At 62.6% G+C, this 20147-nt stretch carries 9 protein-coding genes and 1 tRNA gene; 7 read left to right on the top strand and 3 right to left on the bottom strand.

The genetic code is table 11. The annotated features are described in order from the left end of the window. Positions 1-38: 38 nt before the first annotated feature. Complete coding sequence (locus C2L65_RS10230) at positions 39-656, bottom strand: TIGR00645 family protein (RefSeq protein WP_042311632.1); 618 nt, start codon at positions 654-656, stop codon at positions 39-41. A 265-nt stretch (positions 657-921) separates the two neighbouring features. Continuing rightward, the gene (locus C2L65_RS10225; RefSeq protein ID WP_042311630.1) at positions 922-1821 is read right to left on the bottom strand and encodes a DMT family transporter; all 900 of its coding nucleotides are present in this window, start codon (positions 1819-1821) and stop codon (positions 922-924) included. Between the two features lie 424 nt (positions 1822-2245). On the opposite strand from C2L65_RS10225, the gene acs reads away from it, so the two are divergent. From acs to C2L65_RS10190, 7 genes are all read left to right on the top strand, one after another. Next, a complete protein-coding gene (gene acs, locus C2L65_RS10220; protein ID WP_042311627.1) occupies positions 2246-4228 on the top strand; it encodes an acetate--CoA ligase in 1983 nt (660 codons plus the stop codon). 165 nt (positions 4229-4393) lie between these two features. After that, positions 4394-4759: a DUF4212 domain-containing protein gene (locus C2L65_RS10215; RefSeq protein ID WP_042311626.1), complete on the top strand. Its 366-nt coding sequence runs from the start codon at positions 4394-4396 to the stop codon at positions 4757-4759. After that, entirely contained in the window at positions 4756-6774 is a 2019-nt protein-coding gene (locus C2L65_RS10210) for a sodium:solute symporter family protein (RefSeq protein ID WP_042311624.1), read from the top strand. Before C2L65_RS10215 ends, C2L65_RS10210 begins: the two co-directional genes overlap by 4 nt. A gap of 62 nt (positions 6775-6836) precedes the next feature. Further along, positions 6837-6927, top strand: a tRNA-Ser gene (locus tag C2L65_RS10205). A gap of 750 nt (positions 6928-7677) precedes the next feature. Further along, positions 7678-16827 carry a hemagglutinin repeat-containing protein gene (locus tag C2L65_RS10200; protein ID WP_081921190.1) on the top strand — a complete coding sequence of 3050 codons (9150 nt, stop codon included), beginning with the start codon at positions 7678-7680 and terminating at the stop codon, positions 16825-16827. 15 nt (positions 16828-16842) lie between these two features. Further along, positions 16843-17112, top strand: a complete 270-nt coding sequence (locus C2L65_RS10195; RefSeq protein ID WP_103254530.1) for a hypothetical protein — start codon at positions 16843-16845, stop codon at positions 17110-17112. A 63-nt stretch (positions 17113-17175) separates the two neighbouring features. Then, a complete protein-coding gene (locus C2L65_RS10190) occupies positions 17176-18957 on the top strand; it encodes a ShlB/FhaC/HecB family hemolysin secretion/activation protein (RefSeq protein ID WP_042311617.1) in 1782 nt (593 codons plus the stop codon). 211 nt (positions 18958-19168) lie between these two features. Here the strand turns inward: C2L65_RS10190 and C2L65_RS10185 are convergent, their stop codons facing one another. After that, entirely contained in the window at positions 19169-20089 is a 921-nt protein-coding gene (locus C2L65_RS10185) for a LysR family transcriptional regulator (RefSeq protein WP_042311615.1), read from the bottom strand. Positions 20090-20147 lie beyond the last annotated feature (58 nt).

The raw sequence follows: 20147 nt of genomic DNA, 5'->3' as shown, positions 1-20147 counted from the left end.
TCGCGTTCGTTATCGCGGCCGCTTGACGACGCGGCCGGTCAGACGCGTTCATGGGAGTGGGAAATCGTTGTGTTGTTGCCGTGCGCAGCGGCGCCGCGCGCCGCGGGCTCATGAAAATGCTCCGGGTGCGTGTGCGTGGTCAACCGGTCGACGAACGCCATCACCAGCGCCGACACGAGGAACGTGACGTGGATGATGACCTGCCACATCACGGCCTGCTGCGTGTGCTTGTCCGGGTCGATGAAGGTCTTCAGCAGATGGATCGACGAGATGCCGATCAGCGCCATCGACAGCTTCACCTTCAGCACGCCTGCGTTCACGTGGTCGAGCCATTCGGGCTCGTCGGGATGACCTTCCAGGCCGAGGCGCGAGACAAAGGTTTCATACCCGCCGACGATCACCATGATCAGCAGGTTCGAGATCATCACCACGTCGATCAGGCCGAGCACGACCAGCATGATGTTGGTTTCGTCGAGCGTCATCGCGTGCGTGACGAGGTGCCACACTTCCTTCGCGAACAATACGACGTAGACGCCTTGCGCGACGATCAGGCCGAGATACAGCGGCACCTGCAGCCAGCGGCTCATGAAGATCACGGAGGGCAGAAGGCGCATGCGGCGCGGCTGGCCGGACAGAGTGGGGCGCGGAGCGGTCATGTATGGTCGACGTAGTGTTGGCGCTTCTTGGTGACGGATACGGCGGGCACGGACGCGCTCGCATCGACGGCGGCGGATCACGTGAAAAGCGAACGACCGGCAGTCGGCGGCACGGCGGCGAAACCGGCCGGCAAGGCGCGCTGGGCGCGATATTGTACAGCGTGATCCGTGACAGCCATGTCGAAGCGGGCACCCGGGCACTTATGCAGGCGCAAGTCAGCACGGCGCCGCGGCGCGCCATGTCTCGCTTCCTTTTGATTTCATGTCACGAAGCGACGGGCGGCACGCGCCGTGCCTTCAGGCTCGCCAGAGCGATGCCCGCGACCACGCAGGCGAGCGCGATGCCATGCGCGAGCGTCGGCCGCTCGTCGAGGAACACGATCCCGTAGATCGCGGCGGCGACGGGCAGCACCGCGCTGAACACGCCGGCGAGACTGCCCGGCACATGGCGGATGCCCTTCATCCACAGCCAGAACGAGAAGATGCTCGCCGACAGGCCGTACCAGAGCACCAGCGCCCAGATGCCGACGTGTACGCTCGTGTAATGGAAGGCGAACAGCGACGACACGCCGAGCGGCAGCATCAGCAACAGACCGAATAGGTGCGTGTACGCGCAGATGTCGATGGGCGCGAGCGTCTGCGTGAGCCGGCGCGACAGGATCACATAGAGCGATTCGCAGCAAACCGCGCCGAGCACCATCAGGTTGCCGGCGAACGAACTTTCACTCGATGCGCCCGGGGCGGCGCCCGCGTGCGCGAGATTGATGACGACCACGCCGGCGATCGCCAGCGCAATCGACGCCAGCGCGCGGCGATCCGGCTTTTCCTTGAGGAAGATCCACGAGAACAGCGCGACCACGGCGGGAATCGTGCTCGTGATGACGCCCGCCGCGACGGCGCTGGTCCGATGCACGCCGTTGAGCATCAGCAGCGTAAACCCGAATGTGCCGAACAGCGCCTGCAGGAAGAGATTGAGCCATTCTCCCGCTTTCACGCGGCGCAGCTTGTTCACGCGCAGGAGCGGCCATAGCACGGCCATGGCGATCACAAAGCGCAGCAGGGCAAAGAGGGGAACGGGAACGAACGCGACAATCGACTTGCCGATGCCGACGTTGCTGCCGACGAGTAGCATCGCGGCGATGAGGAACAGTGAGTAGCGGTTCAAGCTGGAATCCGGACGACTAGATCAGTTAGCATTGTAAAAGGGCGCTAACATCGCCGCATAGCGAGCCTTGCACTCCGCTTGCAGCGCCGCACTCCGAGTCGCCGCACCTGGTGTTTAGCCTGACACACGCTCGACCCGCACGTAAGAACGCGGTAAGTTGCAACGCTTATCGTGGGAAGTGATCGAAGCTGATGAAAACATGCGGCGCGCCCGACGTGCGACGCCGCAGTTGTCATTCGCCGAATCGCTGTGTGCTCATCGCTGCCGATGCGCACGAGGGTGGGAGACACGCCGCGACCATGATGCGCGGCGCCACGATGACGGGTATGACGATATGGAGCGACGCGCTGCGCCGGCCACGGCTGGCACGCATCGCGCGCGCACCCGCAAGGATTGACGTTTCATCTTCACCAAGGGGTAGTCGATGTCTGCGATTGAATCGGTTCTTCAAGAACGCCGCGTGTTTCCGCCTTCCGCCGAAGTGACGGCGCAGGCTACTGTGTCCGGCATGGACGCGTACAAGGCACTCGTCGCCGAGGCCGAGCGTGATTACGAAGGCTTCTGGGGCAGGCTGGCGCGCGAGACGCTCAGCTGGAAAAAGCCCTTCACGAAGGTGCTCGACGAATCGAACGCGCCTTTTTACAAGTGGTATGAAGACGGCGAACTGAACGCGTCGTACAACAGCATCGACCGTCACGTCGAAGCGGGCAACGGCGAGCGTGTCGCGATCATCTTCGAAGCCGACGACGGCACTGTCACCAACGTCACGTACAACGACATGCTGCAACGCGTGTCGCGCTTCGCAAACGCGCTGAAGAAGCGCGGCATCAAGAAGGGCGATCGCGTCGTCATTTATATGCCGATGTCGATTGAAGGCATTGTCGCGATGCAGGCGTGCGCGCGGATTGGCGCAACGCACTCGGTCGTGTTCGGTGGGTTCTCGTCGAAGTCGCTGAACGAACGTCTGGTCGATGTCGGCGCGGTCGCGCTGATTACGTCCGACGAGCAGATGCGCGGCGGCAAGGCGCTGCCGCTAAAGAACATCGCCGACGAAGCACTCGCGATGGGCGGCTGCGAGGCCGTCAAGAGCGTGGTCGTCTATAAGCGCACGGGCGGCAAGATCGGCTGGGACGACAAGCGCGATCTGTGGATGCACGAGATCACCGCGAGCGAATCGGATCAATGCGCGCCGGAATGGGTCAGTGCGGAGCATCCCCTCTTCATCCTCTACACGTCCGGTTCGACGGGCAAGCCGAAGGGCGTGCAGCACAGCACGGGCGGCTATCTGCTGTGGGCCGCGCAGACGATGAAGTGGACCTTTGACTGGAAGCCCACGGATGTCTTCTGGTGTACGGCCGATATCGGCTGGGTCACGGGTCACAGCTACATCACGTATGGACCGCTTGCGCTCGGCGGCACGCAGGTCGTGTTCGAAGGCGTGCCGACGTATCCGAACGCGGGCCGCTTCTGGGACATGATCCAGAAGCACAAGGTCACCGTGTTCTACACCGCGCCGACTGCAATTCGTTCGCTGATCAAGGCAGCCGAAGCCGACGCGAAAGTGCATCCGAAGAGCTACGACCTGTCGACGCTGCGCATCATCGGCACGGTCGGCGAGCCGATCAATCCGGAAGCGTGGGTGTGGTACTACGAGAACGTGGGCGGCTCGCGTTGCCCGATCGTCGATACCTGGTGGCAGACGGAAACGGGCGGCCACATGATCACGCCGCTGCCGGGCGCGACGCCGCTCGTGCCGGGTTCGTGTACGTTGCCGCTGCCGGGCATCATGGCCGCGATCGTCGATGAAACGGGTCAGGACGTGCCGAACGGGCAGGGCGGCATTCTCGTCGTCAAGCGTCCGTGGCCGGCGATGATCCGCGCGATCTGGGGCGACCCGGAGCGCTTCAAGAAGAGCTACTTCCCCGAGGAACTCGGCGGCAAGCTATACCTCGCGGGCGACGGCTCGGTGCGCGACAAGGACACCGGCTACTTCACGATCATGGGCCGTATCGACGACGTGCTGAACGTGTCGGGCCACCGTCTCGGCACGATGGAGATCGAGTCGGCGCTGGTCTCGAATCCGCTGGTCGCGGAAGCGGCCGTGGTCGGCCGGCCGGACGAGACGACGGGCGAAGCGGTGTGTGCGTTCGTCGTGCTGAAGCGCTCGCGTCCTGAAGGCGAAGAGGCCGCGAAGATCGCGGCGGAACTGCGCAACTGGGTCGGCAAGGAAATCGGTCCGATCGCGAAGCCGAAGGACATCCGTTTCGGCGACAACTTGCCGAAGACGCGTTCGGGCAAGATCATGCGCCGCCTGTTGCGCTCGCTCGCGAAGGGCGAGGAGATCACGCAGGATGTGTCGACGCTGGAGAATCCGGCGATTCTCGACCAGCTGGGCGAATCGCGCTGATCGCGCGCAAGCGCGACGACGTAAAGACTTGAAGCAGCAAACGGCGCATCCGATAAGGGTGCGCCGTTTTTTCGTACGCTTGAGATGTCGTCTTGAACCATCGCGCGAAATCGTTGCGCGGACAACCCCGATTGTCGATGCAACACCTTTTTGATAAATAGGCGCATGGCCGCGCCACACCACACATCGCGATTCACGATCAACCCCGTGCCCGAGCCTCCGCCCGTGACGGCGGCGATGGCGCGCGCGCACGCGCGCTACTGGCGCTTCAACGTCATGTTGATCGTCGCGTTGATGCTGATCGGCTTCTTCGTGTCGTTCATCGTGCCGCTCATCGCGCGAAACCTCGAGCACGCGCGTTTTGCGGGCTTCAGCCTGCCGTTCTACATGGGTGCGCAAGGCGCGATTCTCGTGTACTTGCTGTTGATCGTCGTGTACATCGTGCTGATGCAGCGCGCCGACGCGGCGCTTCTGCGTGCGCTCGCAGCCAGCGCGGCCGACGACTTCGCCGAGCGCGCAGCCGACCGATGAAGCTCGCGCATCGGCTGATCCGCTCGTATTCGCTCTACACGCTCGGCTTTTTGATCTTCATCTATCTGCTCTGGCGCATCGAGGCGGCCAACGGACCGGGCACGTGGATCGGCTACGTGTTCCTGTTCGTGCCGATTGCCGTGTACGCAGTGATCGGCCTGCTGTCGCGGACTTCCGATCTCGTCGAATACTACGTGGCGGGGCGGCGCGTTCCGTCCGCGTTCAACGGCATGGCGACGGCGGCGGACTGGCTGTCGGCGGCGTCGTTCATCGGGCTGGCGGGAACCCTGTACGCAACGGGCTACGACGGCCTCGCGTACATGATGGGCTGGACGGGCGGCTATTGCCTTGTTGCGTTTCTGCTCGCGCCCTACGTGCGCAAACTTGCGCGCTACACGATTCCCGATTTTCTCGGCACGCGCTTTTCGAGCAACGCGGTGCGCGGGTTGGCGGCGCTGTCGGCGATTCTGTGCTCGTTCGTTTATCTCGTTGCGCAGATCCAGGGCGTCGGACTGATCGCGACGCGGTTTATCGGCGTCGACTTTGCGATCGGCATTTTCTGCGGGCTCGCGGGCATTCTGGTGTGCTCGTTTCTCGGCGGCATGCGCGCGGTGACGTGGACGCAGGTTGCGCAGTACATCATCCTGATCGTGGCGTTCCTGATTCCTGTGTCGATGATTGCGCACAAGGACGGGCTCGGGTGGGTGCCGCAACTCAACTACGGACGCCTGATGGAGCGCGTCGAGTCGCTCGAGCGCCAGGTGCGCGATTCGCCGTCGGAGCAGTCGGTACGCGACGACTACCGGATGCGCGCCGCGCTGATCCAGACGCAGATCGACAGCCTGCCGCAGTCGTATATCGACGAGAAGGGCCGCCTCACCGTGCAGCTCGACGATTTGCGGCGGCATAACGGACCGCTGCGCGAGATCGCCGATCTGGAGCGGCGCATCGCACGCTTTCCGCGCGATCCGGCGACGGCGCAGATCGTGTGGGCGCAGCAACGCGATGAGATGATGCAGCGCGCGGCGCCGCCCGTGCCGATGCATGAGCCGTTTCCCGCCGTGAACGAAGAAGAGCGACGGCTGCATCTGCGCAATTTCCTGTCGCTGCTGTTGTGCCTTTCGCTGGGGACGGCGAGCTTGCCGCATATACTCACGCGCTACAACACGACGACGTCGGTCGCGTCGGCGCGGCGCTCGGTCGGCTGGACGCTGTTCTTCGTCGCGCTGTTCTATCTGACGGTGCCCGTGCTCGCCGTGCTGATCAAGTACGAGATTCTGTCGAACCTCGTCGGGCATCGGTTTTCCGACCTGCCGCAATGGGTGATGCAGTGGCGGCATGTCGAGCCGTACCTGCTGAGCATCGCCGATGTGAACGGCGACGGCATCGTGCGCTGGAGCGAGATCCAGATGCAGCCGGACATGGTCGTGCTCGCCGCGCCGGAGATAGCGGGGTTGCCGTATGTGATGTCAGGGCTGATTGCGGCGGGTGCGCTGGCGGCGGCGCTTTCAACCGCCGATGGCCTGCTGCTGACGATCGCCAATGCGCTTTCGCACGATGTGTACTACCACATGGTCGATCCCGAGGCGTCGAGCCAGAAGCGGGTGACGATCTCGAAGATCCTGTTGCTTGGGGTGGCGCTGTTTGCGTCTTACGTGGCGTCGCTGAATACGGGGAACATCCTGTTTCTGGTGGGGGCGGCGTTTTCGCTGGCGGCGTCGAGTCTTTTTCCTGTGCTCGTGCTTGGGGTGTTCTGGAAGCGGACGACGCGTCTGGGCGCTGTGGCGGGCATGGTGGCGGGGCTGGTGGTGTGCATCTGGTACATCGTGTCGACGTATCCATTCTTCACGCAGCTGACGGGCTTTGTCGGGCCGCGCTGGTTCGGTATCGAGCCGATCAGCTCGGGCGTGTTCGGCGTGCCGGCGGGGTTTCTGGTGACCGTGCTCGTGAGTCTCGTGGACCGGAAGCCGGACGCGTATACGCGGGCGCTGGTGGACTACATCCGGCATCCGTGATGGCTGGCCTTTCGGACGGGGTGGCAATGGCGGCGGAATCTGCTATAATGCGCCTCCCCGCCGGAGAGATGGATGAGCGGTTTAAGTCGCACGCCTGGAAAGCGTGTATAGGTTAATAACCTATCCGGGGTTCGAATCCCCGTCTCTCCGCCACAATTCAATACTGAAACCCCGTTAAGCCGATGGCTTGCGGGGTTTTTGTTTTTCGTCTGGCTCCTTCAATTGGGACGACTCTCGTTCCGACACTGAATCTGTCCCGCGGGAGAAAGCCGGGCGATACCACGCTCCATGTGGATCGATGCAGATTTCACAGAGCCTCACGCGGTTGCCGGTCCAACGTAGCCCCGATGCTACGCTGTATTCCATAGCTGGATTCCGACGAACGGCGGCGGTTAGCGACTTCTCTTTGCCCTCGAAGCACGCCTTGCAGTCGCTTTCGATTACCGCCGTATCGTCGGTTTGTATCGGCCGCAACTCCCTTCCTCGGGAATGCCCATCTGCGCAAAATTAAGGCTTAGCCAGTCATCCGGCTTATAAACTTAGCATGCCATATCAATTGTAAGAATGGGTCGTGAGTGGCCTGCGCGTGATGTTCTCCGAACAACGTGCGATCAAATAGTCGGACGCCGCTTCGCCATGGAGCCGTCCGATTGGTTCAGCGTGTGTGACCGTCGACCACGAAATGCCGAAACGCCAGTGTCATGTCGGCGTACTACGGAGAAGCAGGGCTTTTCGCCATGCTTCCGCGCATTCCCTGACGGAGGCTTCACGCGGTCGGCAATCAGAAAAGTTCGAATTGCCACAAAACGTTGCTTTCGCGCGAGCATTGACAATCCTTGACGGAAATGTCGCTCACCTTCCGATAGGTTTACCGCTCCAAAAAATAAGCATCACGAACAAAAAATGAATCAAAAGGCCTATCGGCTCATATTCAGCCGACTGAGAGGAATGCTAGTTGCCGTCGAGGAAACCACTACGGCAGCGGGCAAAGCGGGCGAAACGCGCGCGACGGGCCGCGCGTCAGGGGTACTGGAGATAAACCTGTCGCTGCGACAGCTCGCGCTGTCCGCGCTGCTCGTCCTTGCGCCGCTCATGGCGGGCGCGCAGATCGTACCGGGCGGCGCGCATGCGCCTGGCGTTGTCACGACGCAGAACGGTATTCCACAGGTCAACATCAACAAGCCCGCTGGTTCGGGCGTGTCGATGAACACCTACAACCAGTTCGACGTGCAGAAGAACGGCGCGATCCTGAATAACTCGCCGACCATCGTCAACACACAGCAGACGGGCTATATCAACGGCAATCCGAACTTCGGGCCGAACGATGCGGCGCGCGTGATCGTCAATCAGGTCAACAGCAGTTCGCCGTCGCAGTTGCGCGGCTATCTCGAAGTCGCCGGTAAGAGCGCGCAGGTTATCGTCGCGAATCCGAACGGGTTGCTTGTCGACGGCGGCGGTTTCATCAACACGTCACGCGCGACACTCACCACAGGCACGCCCAACTTCGCGGCCGATGGATCGCTCGCGGGCTTTAGTGTGACGGGCGGCAGTATCACCGTGCAGGGCGCGGGGTTCAATGGATCGAATGTTGACCAGGTCGATCTTTTGGCACGCGCGGTGCAGGCCAATGCCGCGATCTATGCAAAGAACCTGAACGTCGTGACGGGCGCGAACACCGTCGATTACGGCACGCTTGCTGCAACGACAATCGCGGGCAGCGGCCCCGCGCCAGGTGTCTCCATCGACGTGAGCAACCTCGGCGGCATGTATGCCAATCGCATTGTGCTCGTCGGCACCGAGAACGGTGTTGGCGTGTCGAACCGGGGCGTGCTGGCGGCGCAGGCGGGCGACCTGGTCCTGACGACTCAGGGCAAGCTGGTCCTTGCCGGACAGACGAACGCAAGCGGCAATATCACGGCGAGCGCGCGCGATGGCATCGACAACAGCGGCACGACGTACGCGCAGCAAAGCGTCAGCGCGAACACAACGGGCGCGCTCTCTAATAGCGGCACACTCGCCGCGCAGCAGGACACGACCATCAGCGCGGGCAGCGTCGCATCGACGGGCACGCTCGGCGCGGGCGTCAACAGCGACGGCACCATTGCGAACGCAGGCGATCTTTCAGTGTCGGCAACCGGCGCGGTCACGGCGACGGGCCGCAATGCTGCAGGCGGGAACGCGAATTTTAGTGGCGCATCGATCAATCTGGCGAACAGCAGCACGTCGGCCAAAGGCGCTCTGGCGCTTGCTGCGAATAACGGCGACCTGAACCTGGCGGGCGCAACGACGACGGCGGGCACGACGCTCAACGCAAGTGCAACGGGCACGCTCACGAACGACAATGGCGCGCTGTCGTCGGGCGGCGCGCAGACCATCACAGCGGGCGCACTGTCGAACCGCAACGGGCAGATCGTTTCAGGCTCCACGCTGACTACGGCCATCACGGGCGCGGTCTCGAACCCGGGCGGCACGATTCAGGCGGCAGGCGCTCAGACGCTGCACGCGGGTTCGGTTGACAACACGGGCGGTCACATTGCGTCGCTCAATTCGGACGGCCTGAGTCTCTCGGTGAGCGGTCTGCTGAACAACGGCGCGAGCGGCAGCATCGGCAGCAATGGGAACGTTGCGTTGCAGGCCGGACAGATCGCGAACGCAGGTTCGATTGCGGCCGTCCAGAACCTGATTGCGACGGCTGTGCAGACCCTGTTCAACAGCGGCACGCTCGCGGCGAACGGCAACGCGACGCTGTCAGCCGGTACGACGCTCGCGAACACGAACACCATTGCGGCAGGCAACGCGGCATCCATCACGGCGGCGACGTTCGACAACAGTCAGGGCACGACACAGGCCGATCAGTTCACGCTGCGCGCGGCGAACCTCGTCAACCACAACGGCAGCATCACGCAGACAGGCACGGCCTCGACGACCGTCGATGTAACCGGCACGCTCGACAATACGGGCGGCACGCTCCAGACCAATGCCGACAGCCTCACGCTCGACCCCGTCGCGCTCACGAACGACAACGGTACGATTGCCAGCGCGGGGATGGGAACGCTGTCGGTTGCAACGGGCGCGCTGTCGAGCAACGGCGGAACAATTGCGACGAACGGCGCGCTCGACGTGCGCGCAGGCGCGGTATCGAATCGCGGCGGCACGCTCGCGGCGCAGACAGGCGCGACGCTGCTGGTTGCATCGCTCGATAACAGCGTGGGCTACATCGGTGCGCGGACGGTGTCGGTCACGGACGCGGGCGCACTCAATAACGCGGGCGGCACGATCCAGGCGGACGATACGCTCGCGATGTCCGCGCAGTCGGTCGCCAACGACGGCGGTTCAATCGCGAACGGTGGCACGGGCGCGACGAGCGTCACGGCGACGGGCACGGTCACGAACACGCAGAACGGCCTGATTGGCGGCAATGGTGGCGTATCGGTCGCGGGCGGCAGCGTCGACAACTCGGGCGGCATGGTCACGGCGGGCGGTGCGGTATCCGTCACGTCCGGCATCACGCTCGGCAACCGTGCGGGCATGATCGAGGGCACGGGCAGCGCGACAGTGTTGACGCAAGGCGCAATCGACAACACGGGCGGACAGATCGAGGCCGATGGCACAGACGCAACACTCGCCGTCACAGGCGCGACGCTCGACAATACGAACGGGCGCGTCGCAAACACGGGTTCCGGCGCGACGACGATCAGCGCCAGCGGCATCACGAACAGCAATACGGGCGGTGTCGCGGGCGCGGGCACGATCGGCGGCAACGGCGATGTCACGGTCAGTGCGCAGACGCTGTCGAACACGAATGGCGCGCAACTCGTCGCGGGCCATGACCTGACGCTGAACGTCGCGCAGCTTGGCGACAACACGAACGCGACACTCTCGGGTGCGAACAACGTCACGCTCAACGGCCCGAACGCAGCCGTCATCAACGCGGGCGGCTCGATCCACGGTAACGGCGCGGTCACGCTCAACACGTCGACGCTAGACAACACTAACGGACGCATCGGCAACGATACGGGCAGCGGCGGGGGTATCGGTATCACCACGGGCGCACTTGCGAACCAGAACGGCGCAATCGGCAGCGACCAGAACCTGAACGTCACGGCAGGCACGCTCACGGGCGACGGCCGGATTGTCGCGGGCAACGACGGTACGGTCACCGTAAACGGCGACTACACGCTGACGGGCGCAAACCGGATTCAGGCGAACAACAGTCTCACCTTCACGACGGCGGGCAGTTTCACAAACCAGGGCACGCTTGGCGCAGTGAATGCACTGACGGTCAATGCGGCGAACGTCGATAACCAGGCGGGCGCGGATATCAACTCTGCGAACACGACGGTCAACGCCGCCAACGCGATCACGAACGCGGGCCGCATCGAAGGCGAGAGCGTCACGACACGCAGCGCGTCGCTCTCGAACATCGCGACGATCGTTGGTAACACGGTCACATTGAACGCAGGTTCCATTGCGAACACGGGCGCGGCGGCAGCCATTGCCGCAGCATTGGCCGTCAACCTGTACGGCTCCGATATCTCAATCACGGGCGGCGCGAACGTATTCAGCCTCGGCGACATCAACGTCGCGGCCGACGCCACGCGCGACGGCAACGGGCTGCTCGCGAACCGCGCGAACTCGGTGACGAACGACCAGTCGACCATCGACGCCCAGGGCAACATCGAAATCGCGACGCAGACGCTGACCAACACGCGCCCCGCTCCTGCCGTCGACACGGTAACGACCGATGTCGAGACCGTCCACCAGACCAAACGCGACAAGTACATGGCCTGCACGCCGACCAATGGCGACAAGGGCTATTGCACGCAGGACATGTGGGACAACGGCTACAAGAACCCACTAAACGCCATGTTCAGCAATGCCGATGTCGTGTCGACCGCCAGCGGCCCGAATGCGGTAGACCGCGTGCTTGTCGTGAATGTCAACGGTCAGCAGCAGACCATCTACTACAACTCACTCACGACAAACGGTGACGGCACGGTCACGGTCGCCTATTGGGACGACTACGATCCGCACGTCAACTACGATCCAGGCACGGAATATCCTGGCGACAACCAGGCGCACCACCACTACCAGCGCATCGAGTCGGCGCGTGACACGACGACCACGACACAGCAGGACCAGGTCACCCGGCCACAGGCGCGACAGGCTCAGATCATGGCGGGCGGCAACATGGTCCTTGCCAATGTCGGCACGCTGAACAACAGCTTTAGCGCCATCGGCGCGGGCGGCTCGATCCAGATCGGCAGCAGCCAGGCGGACGGCGGCGTGGCGAGCGGCAACTATGGCGGGACGACCGTCAACAATACCGGACAGACGCTGTACCAGTATCAGAAGCAGGACATCGTCTCAACCTATGCGTGGAACGAGGACATTTCGCGCGACGTGGGTTCGGTGGTCCAGCCCACGGTTATCCTGACGCCGGTCGCCATCGGTGGCCTGGGCGGCACGATCATCGCGAACAACGCGGTGCAGATCAACGCAACCGACATCAACAATACGAACGTCACGGCGGCGAACTCGGCCACGGGCGCAACGGGCGGCACGCTCGGCGCGAACGGAACGGTGGGCGGCATCACGGGCGGCGGCGCGCAGACCGTCAACCTCGCGACGGGACAGATTCAAACCGTCAACGCGCCGCAATCAGTCACAGGGCCGACAGGTTCGCTGAATATCACGCTGCCAAAAAGCGGCCTCTACACGTTCAACCCGGCACCTGGCGCGGCGTATCTGATCGCCACCGATCCGCGCCTGACCAGCTACACGAGCTTCATTTCGAGCGACTACATGCTCAGGCAACTCGGCTACGACCCGTCGACGGTCGAGAAGCGCCTGGGCGACGGGCTGTACGAGACGACGCTGATCCGCAACCAGATTACCCAACTGACGGGCCGCGTATACCTGCAAGGCTATACGAACAACGAGGACGAGTATCGCGCGCTGATGGACAACGGCGTGAATGTCGCGAAGGAATTCAGCCTGGAACCCGGCATGACGCTCACGGCCGCGCAGATGGACGCGCTTACGAGCGATATCGTGTGGATGGTGAACCAGACCGTGACGTTGCCGGACGGCAGCACGCAGAACGTGCTCGCGCCTGTCGTCTATCTCGCTCACACGCACGCGAATGACCTGCAACCAACGGGCGCACTCATTTCCGCCGATGATGTCGAGATTCACGCAACGGGCAGCGCGACCAATTCGGGCGTCATCAAGGGCGGCACGCAGACGGTCATCAGCGCGACGAACATTGTCAATCGCGGCGGCTCGATTGGCAGCAGCACCGACAACGGCACGACCGTGCTCTCGGCGTCCAACGATGTCGTGAACGCATCGGGCCGCATCACGGGCAACCGGGTTGCCGTGCTTGCGGGTCACGATATCCTCAATACGACGCTCGTCGATACGGTAGGCGTGAGTTCGACGGCGGGCAACAGCAAGGTGACCCAGACGCTGATCGGCGCGCAAGGCACGATTGCGTCGACGGGTGACATGGTGATCGTGGCGGGTAACGACCTGAACGTGCATGGTGCGAGCATCGCGGCGGGCGGCAATGCGCAGATTGCAGCGGGCCACGATATCAACGTCGACACGGTCGAGTCGCACACGTCGCAGTCGGTCACGAAGAACGCCGACAACTTCATGCACGCCGATACGACGCTGAACCAGACGGGCGGCATCAGTGCAGGCGGCAGTCTCGCGATGCAAAGCGGCAACGACATGACGTTCAGGGGCGCGTCTGTCAGTGCCGGCGGCGATATGGCGGTTGTGGCAGGCGGCAACCTGACGGCGACAACGGTGACGAACACGGCCAGCCGTGACGATGTCACGCGCGGCGACAAGACCCGTAGCGGTGAAGTTCGCAGCTACGACGAGCAGGCGGTGGGAACGTCGTTCAGCGCGGGCGGCGACGGCACACTCGCTGCGCTCAGTGCGGATGCGTCGAAAGGTAACGTGACGCTCTCGGGTTCGTCCCTCTCGGCGGGTACGGGCGCGGCGAACATTGCGGCCACGGGCAACGTCGATATCAACGAGGCACGCGAGGAACACGACAGCTATTCGGCCGTCGAGTTCAAGCGCGGCAGTTTCGTGCATGGCTCGACGACGAACCAGATGCAGGACACGCAGGCCAACATCGGGGTCGGCAGTACGGTGTCGGCCGATACGGTGAACGTCAGCGCGGGTAAGGATCTGACCGTCAAAGGCTCGACTGTCGCGGGAACGAACGACGTGTCCCTGAATGCGGCCGGAAACGTCAACATCACCACGTCGCAGGATACGCAGAACGCGTCCAGCTACTACCAGAAGCACGAGTCGGGCCTCGGCACAGGCGGCGGTATTGGCATATCGGTCGGCAGCAAGACGCAGACGGATACGACCCATGACGCGACAGTGACGAACAACGGCAGCACGGTCGGCTCGCTCAACGGGAGCCTGAACATCGTGGCGGGCAACGATCTGCACGTCACGGGCAGCGACCTGGTCGCGGCGAAAAACGTGACGGGCGCGGGTGCGAATGTGACGATTGATTCAGCGCTCGACACGATGCGCCACGACGAGACGCACGAGGTCAAGCAAAGCGGCTTCACGCTCGCGATCAAGGCTCCTGTGATCGACGCCGTTTCGAACACGGTTGACCAGGCGCGCGCTGCAAGTCGCAGTCAGGACGACCGTGCGGCAACGCTGCACGGTATGGCAGCGGCCAGCGGCGCAGTCGATTCGCTTGGCGCAGCAGGTGCGGCGTTGGGTCAACTCGCAAACGGTCAGACACCGTCCGCGAAGATCGAACTCAGTTACGGCAGCAGCCATAGCAAGAGCACGTACACGGAGGACAGTACGACGAACCGGGGTTCGAGTGTGACGGCTGGTGGCACGGCCGCATTCGTCGCGACAGGTAACGGTCAGGCCGGGAGCGGCAATGTCACGATTGCGGGTTCGAACGTGAACGCGAACGATGTGATTCTTGCCGCGAAGAACCAGGTCAATCTCGTCAACACGACCGATACCGATTCGACGCGCAGCACGAACCAGTCGAGCAGCGCGAGCGTGGGCGTGTCGTATGGCACGCAGGGATTCGGCGTGGACGCGTCAGCTTCGAAGGCCCACGGCAACGCGAACAGCGACGCGACGATGCAGAACAATACCCATGTCACGGCGGCGAACACCGCGACCATCATTTCGGGCGGCGATACGAACATCATCGGCGCGAACGTGAACGGCGCTCAGGTGAATGCCGATGTCGGCGGCAACCTGAACATCGCGAGCGTCCAGGACACGATGGCGAGCAACGCGCATCAGGAAAGCATGGGCGGTGGATTCAGCATCAGTCAGGGCGGCGGCAGCGCGAGTTTCAGTTCGCAGCACGGCAACGCGAGCGGCAACTATGCGGGCGTGAACGAACAGGCAGGTATCCAGGCGGGCGACGGCGGATTCAACGTCAACGTCAAGGGCAACACAGACCTGAAAGGCGCGACCATCGCGAGCGATGCCGACGCGTCTAAGAACAACCTGTCGACGGGCACGCTCACGTATTCCGACATACAGAACCAGTCCAGTTACAACGCGCATTCGAGCGGGTTCAGTGCAGGCGCGACGACGGGCGACGGCGGCTCGAACTACAGCACGCACGGCCCAACGTCCGGCAAGAATGCGGGCGGCGGTGCGCCGATGTTGAGCCAGAACGACAGCGGCAGCGATAGCGCCACCACGCGCAGCGGTATCAGCGCGGGTACGATCAACGTCACCGACAGCGCGCACCAGACGCAGGACGTGGCGAGCCTGAACCGCGATACGTCGAATACAAACGGCACGGTCGCGAAACTGCCGGACGTGAACAACCTGCTGAACAACCAGGCCGACATGATGGCGGCGGCGAGCGCGGCGGGTGAAGCCGTTTCGCGGCGCGTCGGCGACTTCGCCGATTCGAAATATAAGGAAGCGAAGGATGCGGGCGATCAGGCAGGTATGGACGCGTGGAAGGAAGGCGGGACGGCGCGCGCGGAAATGCAGGCGGCAGGCGGAGCGCTCGTCGCGGGTCTCGCCGGCGGGAATGCGCTCGGCGGCGCGGCTGGTGCAGGCATTGCGTCGATTGCTGCGGGCAAGCTGAACGAACTGAGCGGCGCAATTGCCGGTTCGAACCCGACCGGCAACGCAGGCATGAACGAAGCACTGGGCAACATCGTTGCGAACGCGATTGCTACTGGCGCGGGCGCGGCGGTCGGGGGCAATGCGGGCGCGTTCTCCGGGTATAACGTTGACCGTTATAACCGGCAGTTGCACGCCGAAGAAAAGCCGCTGGCGAAGCAGCTTGCGGACAAGAGCGGCGGCAAATACTCACAGGCGCAGATTGAGGATCAGTTGCGCATAATGGGCGTAAGCGCAAACGGCACAAGCGAATCGGGTGCGCCTGCTACGCTAATCGGTCAGACACCGACCGATTCGGGAGCGCAATGGATTTCGGGCGGAACGACGATGGACGGGAAACCGATTCTGACGCAGGTTACCGCCCAGACTAATCCAGATTTGCAGGGGTACATTCTCGCCAACTATGGATCAGTGACGCCTGGTAACGTGCCAAGCCAGTTCACCTATGGTCGACCAGCGGGAACAGGCTCGACGAATGTGACCGGCCCATTTACCAAGATGGACAAGTCGGACGTCGACTATGTTAGAGACACGACCGCGAACTTTGCTGGTTTTGCTGGCACGCAATTCGACCGCACATCGGCTATGGCCTCGGCGCTCGCTGCCTCTGGATTATCGTTCCCGTTAGTATCAACATCCGCTGAGGCCATCGCTGTAGGTGCCTCGGTCGCGTCATGGGCCGCAGGTGGGATTGCGCAGATCGCCAAGCCCGATACCGGCAACTATGCTGTCACGAACCTGATTTCTCAAATGACCGGCAAAGCAATGGGACAGTATCCTCTCGCAGCACCCGTAATCAACGAAATTGGCAATCTAATTAGCAACAGCGGGTCAGCGCAAAGCGCGCAAGAGTGGGTCAACTCCAAATGGCCCAGGTCCAACAAAAAATAGGCATCGCACAAGAGTATGAAGCTCAAGTTGATTGTTGACGGAAACCTCGCGGGTTGGGTGCAGACGGTCTTGATCGTGCTCGGCGTGGCGATGCTTTATTTCGGACTGTCACTGGAATGGCTCCCCCGACCGATGGCGCTCGCGATGGTCATCGTCGCCTTACCTGTCGCAGCGATTGGCGGCTACTGCGGCCGCGCGAAGGCACTTGGATTGAAGCCTTTTGACAACAGCTACAAAAAGGCTCGCGACAGCTACAAAGTCAAGGACGACGAAACCGACAAGTAATGAGAGATGCGGCGATCACAACCAATCGCCGCGCAGCAGGAAAAATCAGGAATCACGTCATCAATGAAACTAAGCAAGAGGCTGGCGGCTTTGCCGCTCACAGCCCTGGTCACACTCGCGTCTGCACAACGCGCGCCATCACCGGCAGACGAAGCGGCGGCCGCACGCGCGAACGCCGAACAGAACCAGCAGCTACAGCAACAACGCGATGCACAACAGCGTGAGCAGACCGTCAACGCACCGACCGTGCGCTCCACCTTGCCGAAGGCCGGGAGGTATCCCGACCTACCGCACGAATCGCCGTGCTTTCGTATTGACACGTTCGCGCTCGACGTACCGGCCACGTTGCCCGATATCGCGCGCAAGCATGGCGCATCAAATTTGCCGCTTGATTCTTTCTGGTTCGCCCGCGAATGGGTCGACCACTACAAGGGCGAGTGCATTGGCAAGGCTGGACTGGACATACTCACCAAGGGATTGCAGCAGACGATCCTGTCGCGCGGCTATGTGACGACGCGCGTGCTGCTACCCGAACAGGATCTGTCGACGGGAACGTTGAAAGTTGCGCTCGTGCCGGGTGTCGTTCGTCACCTGCGCTTTGCCGATCCTGAAACACGCGGGACATGGAAATCCGCATTTCCCGCACGCGACGGCGACCTGCTGAACCTCCGCGATCTTGAGCAAGGGCTGGAGCAGATGAAGCGCGTCGCGTCGCAGGACGTGGACATGAAGATCGAACCAACGGACGCGCCAGGCGAAAGCGATGTCGTGCTCAACGTCAAACGCTCGAAGCCCTGGACGTTCGTCGTCTCAGCCGACAACTCGGGCACGGACGCAACGGGTAAATGGCAAGGCAACATCAGCCTCGGCATTGATAACCCGCTCGGCCTGAACGACGTGTTCTTGGTCGGCGCGAACCAGGACCTGTCGTTCGGCAACAAAACACTCGGCTCGCATGGCTTCAACGGTTCGTATTCCGTGCCTTGGGGCTACTGGACGGCAACGGTCTCGGGCAACACCAACACCTACTATCAGAACGTCGCAGGCGTGAACCAGACGTTTGTGTCCAGCGGCAACTCGCAGACGGCCGCATTCAGGCTCGCACGCGTGCTCTCGCGCAGCCAGAGCGACGTGCTCGGCGCGTATCTCCAGCTATCGAAGCGCTTCGGCGAGAGTTTCATCGAAGGTACGACGATCCCGATTCAGGACCGCAACAACACGTTCATCGAAGCAGGCACAACGGATCGTCATTTCTTCGGCGCGGCGCAGTTCGACGGCACGCTCGCGTACCGTCAGGGCATTCACGGCTTCGGCGCAACGGGCGACCCCGCCCCTGACCTGTATGACCCGACCGCGCAGAGCAAGACACACCCGACGTACCTGTACAAAATGGCCGTGCTCGATGCAAACCTGTCGATACCGTTCGCCGTTGCGTCGCAGAACTTCCGCTACGTGACCACCTTTCACGGCCAGTTCACCAACGACCTGCTGTTCTACCTCGATGACCTGACCATCGGCAGCCGGTACACGGTGCGCGGCTTCGACGGCGAGACGATGCTCGCCGCAGAAAAAGGCTTTTACTGGCGCAACGAACTGCAATGGCCCATCTTCCAGACGGGACAGACACTATACGCAGGGATCGACTACGGGCGCGTGTTCGGCCCGAACACGGCGATTCTGGCGTGTACCCAACTCGCAGGCGCGGTGATTGGCATTCGTGGCAGCATCCCGGCGAAGTACACGGGATTCTCGTATGACCTGTTCGCGGGCACGCCAATCTACAAACCAACCGGATTCCCAACCGCGCGCGTGACGGCAGGCGTTCAGGTGACCATGCAGTTCTGAATTGACGCTTCCTAAGTGGCAGCCGTGCTTTCAAGCACGGCCGAATGCCTGACTTTGCGGCGACTCCATCAGCCGCTCGCTTCGCGCAATGCCTGTTCGGGCGAATGTATTGACATCGACGGAGCGGGGCAGCGGCAGCCGAATCGCTCTAGTTACCACTTCCTGTTGTCATGGACGCAATCACGTCGCCGACAACAGAGTAATCGGGCGATCACCCACCCGAACGACGCCGTGTCTTCCTCCCATCGCCTCCGCCATCCCCATACCCCAGCACCCCATCGGCACACTGCAAAAACCCCTTGATCAACCGCCCACGCGGCGACGTCTTATGCCACAGCACACCGAACCGCCTTGGCTCCGTCGGCGTCGGCAGCGCGAGCCTCGCGACCTTTAGTGTCGTCGTCAGCGGCGACACGATATCGGGCACCAGCGACACGCCGAGTCCCCGATCGACCATCATCGCAATCGCCATCAGCGAATTCAGTTCGAACACTTCACGCGGGACGATCCGCGCCGACCGCAGATATTGGTCCGCCTGCTTGCCGCCGCCGAGCGAGCGGTCATAGCGGATAAACGGCTCGCGCCGCAGCAGTTCATGCGGGTCCTCATCCTTCAACCGCGCCGGCGCGAGCACAACAATCGGTTCCTCGCGCAGCAGGTGCCAGTCATACGCCTTGGGCAGCGCGAACGCAGGATGCAGACAGACAGCAACGTCGAGGTCACCCCGTTGCAGCGTCTCATACAGTTCCATCGACGTCCCCGCGCGTATCAGCACGTTCGCCTGCGGAAACGCGCGCGCGAACGCGGCCAGCACGTCCGGTAACAACGACAGCAGCGCCGTCGTGATCGTACCGATGCGCAATTCGCCCGCAGCTTCGTCTTCAAGCGCGAACGCCTTCAACTCCGCGAATTCACGCACGAGGTTCCTCGCGCGCGCGATCACGCGATGACCCGCTTCCGTCGGAATCACCGTGCGCCCCGCGCGCACGAGCAGGGGCACGCCGAGTTCGCGTTCGAGCGCCTGCACCTGCTGCGCGATCGCCGCAGGCGTCACGCCGACGCGACGCGCCGCCTCAGCCATCGATCCTGTATCCACGACCAGCAGCAGATTGCCGAGAAAGTTGATGTCCATGACGATAGATATTCTATGGTTTGAAGATAGACGCAGATAGTTTATCTAAAACCTGTCT

The organism is Paraburkholderia terrae, assembly GCF_002902925.1.
Classification (GTDB): Bacteria; Pseudomonadota; Gammaproteobacteria; order Burkholderiales; family Burkholderiaceae; genus Paraburkholderia; species Paraburkholderia terrae.
Note: the sequence above shows the minus strand (reverse complement) of the source record. Positions and strands in the feature narration are given on the sequence as shown.

Coding starts and splice junctions, on each gene's coding strand:
- C2L65_RS10200 (WP_081921190.1), top strand. CDS start 7,678: ATGAATCAAAAGGCCTATCGGCTCATATTCAGCCGACTGAGAGGAATG.
- C2L65_RS10230 (WP_042311632.1), bottom strand. CDS start 656: ATGACCGCTCCGCGCCCCACTCTGTCCGGCCAGCCGCGCCGCATGCGC.
- C2L65_RS10185 (WP_042311615.1), bottom strand. CDS start 20,089: ATGGACATCAACTTTCTCGGCAATCTGCTGCTGGTCGTGGATACAGGA.
- C2L65_RS10195 (WP_103254530.1), top strand. CDS start 16,843: ATGAAGCTCAAGTTGATTGTTGACGGAAACCTCGCGGGTTGGGTGCAG.
- C2L65_RS10215 (WP_042311626.1), top strand. CDS start 4,394: ATGGCCGCGCCACACCACACATCGCGATTCACGATCAACCCCGTGCCC.
- acs (WP_042311627.1), top strand. CDS start 2,246: ATGTCTGCGATTGAATCGGTTCTTCAAGAACGCCGCGTGTTTCCGCCT.
- C2L65_RS10210 (WP_042311624.1), top strand. CDS start 4,756: ATGAAGCTCGCGCATCGGCTGATCCGCTCGTATTCGCTCTACACGCTC.
- C2L65_RS10190 (WP_042311617.1), top strand. CDS start 17,176: ATGAAACTAAGCAAGAGGCTGGCGGCTTTGCCGCTCACAGCCCTGGTC.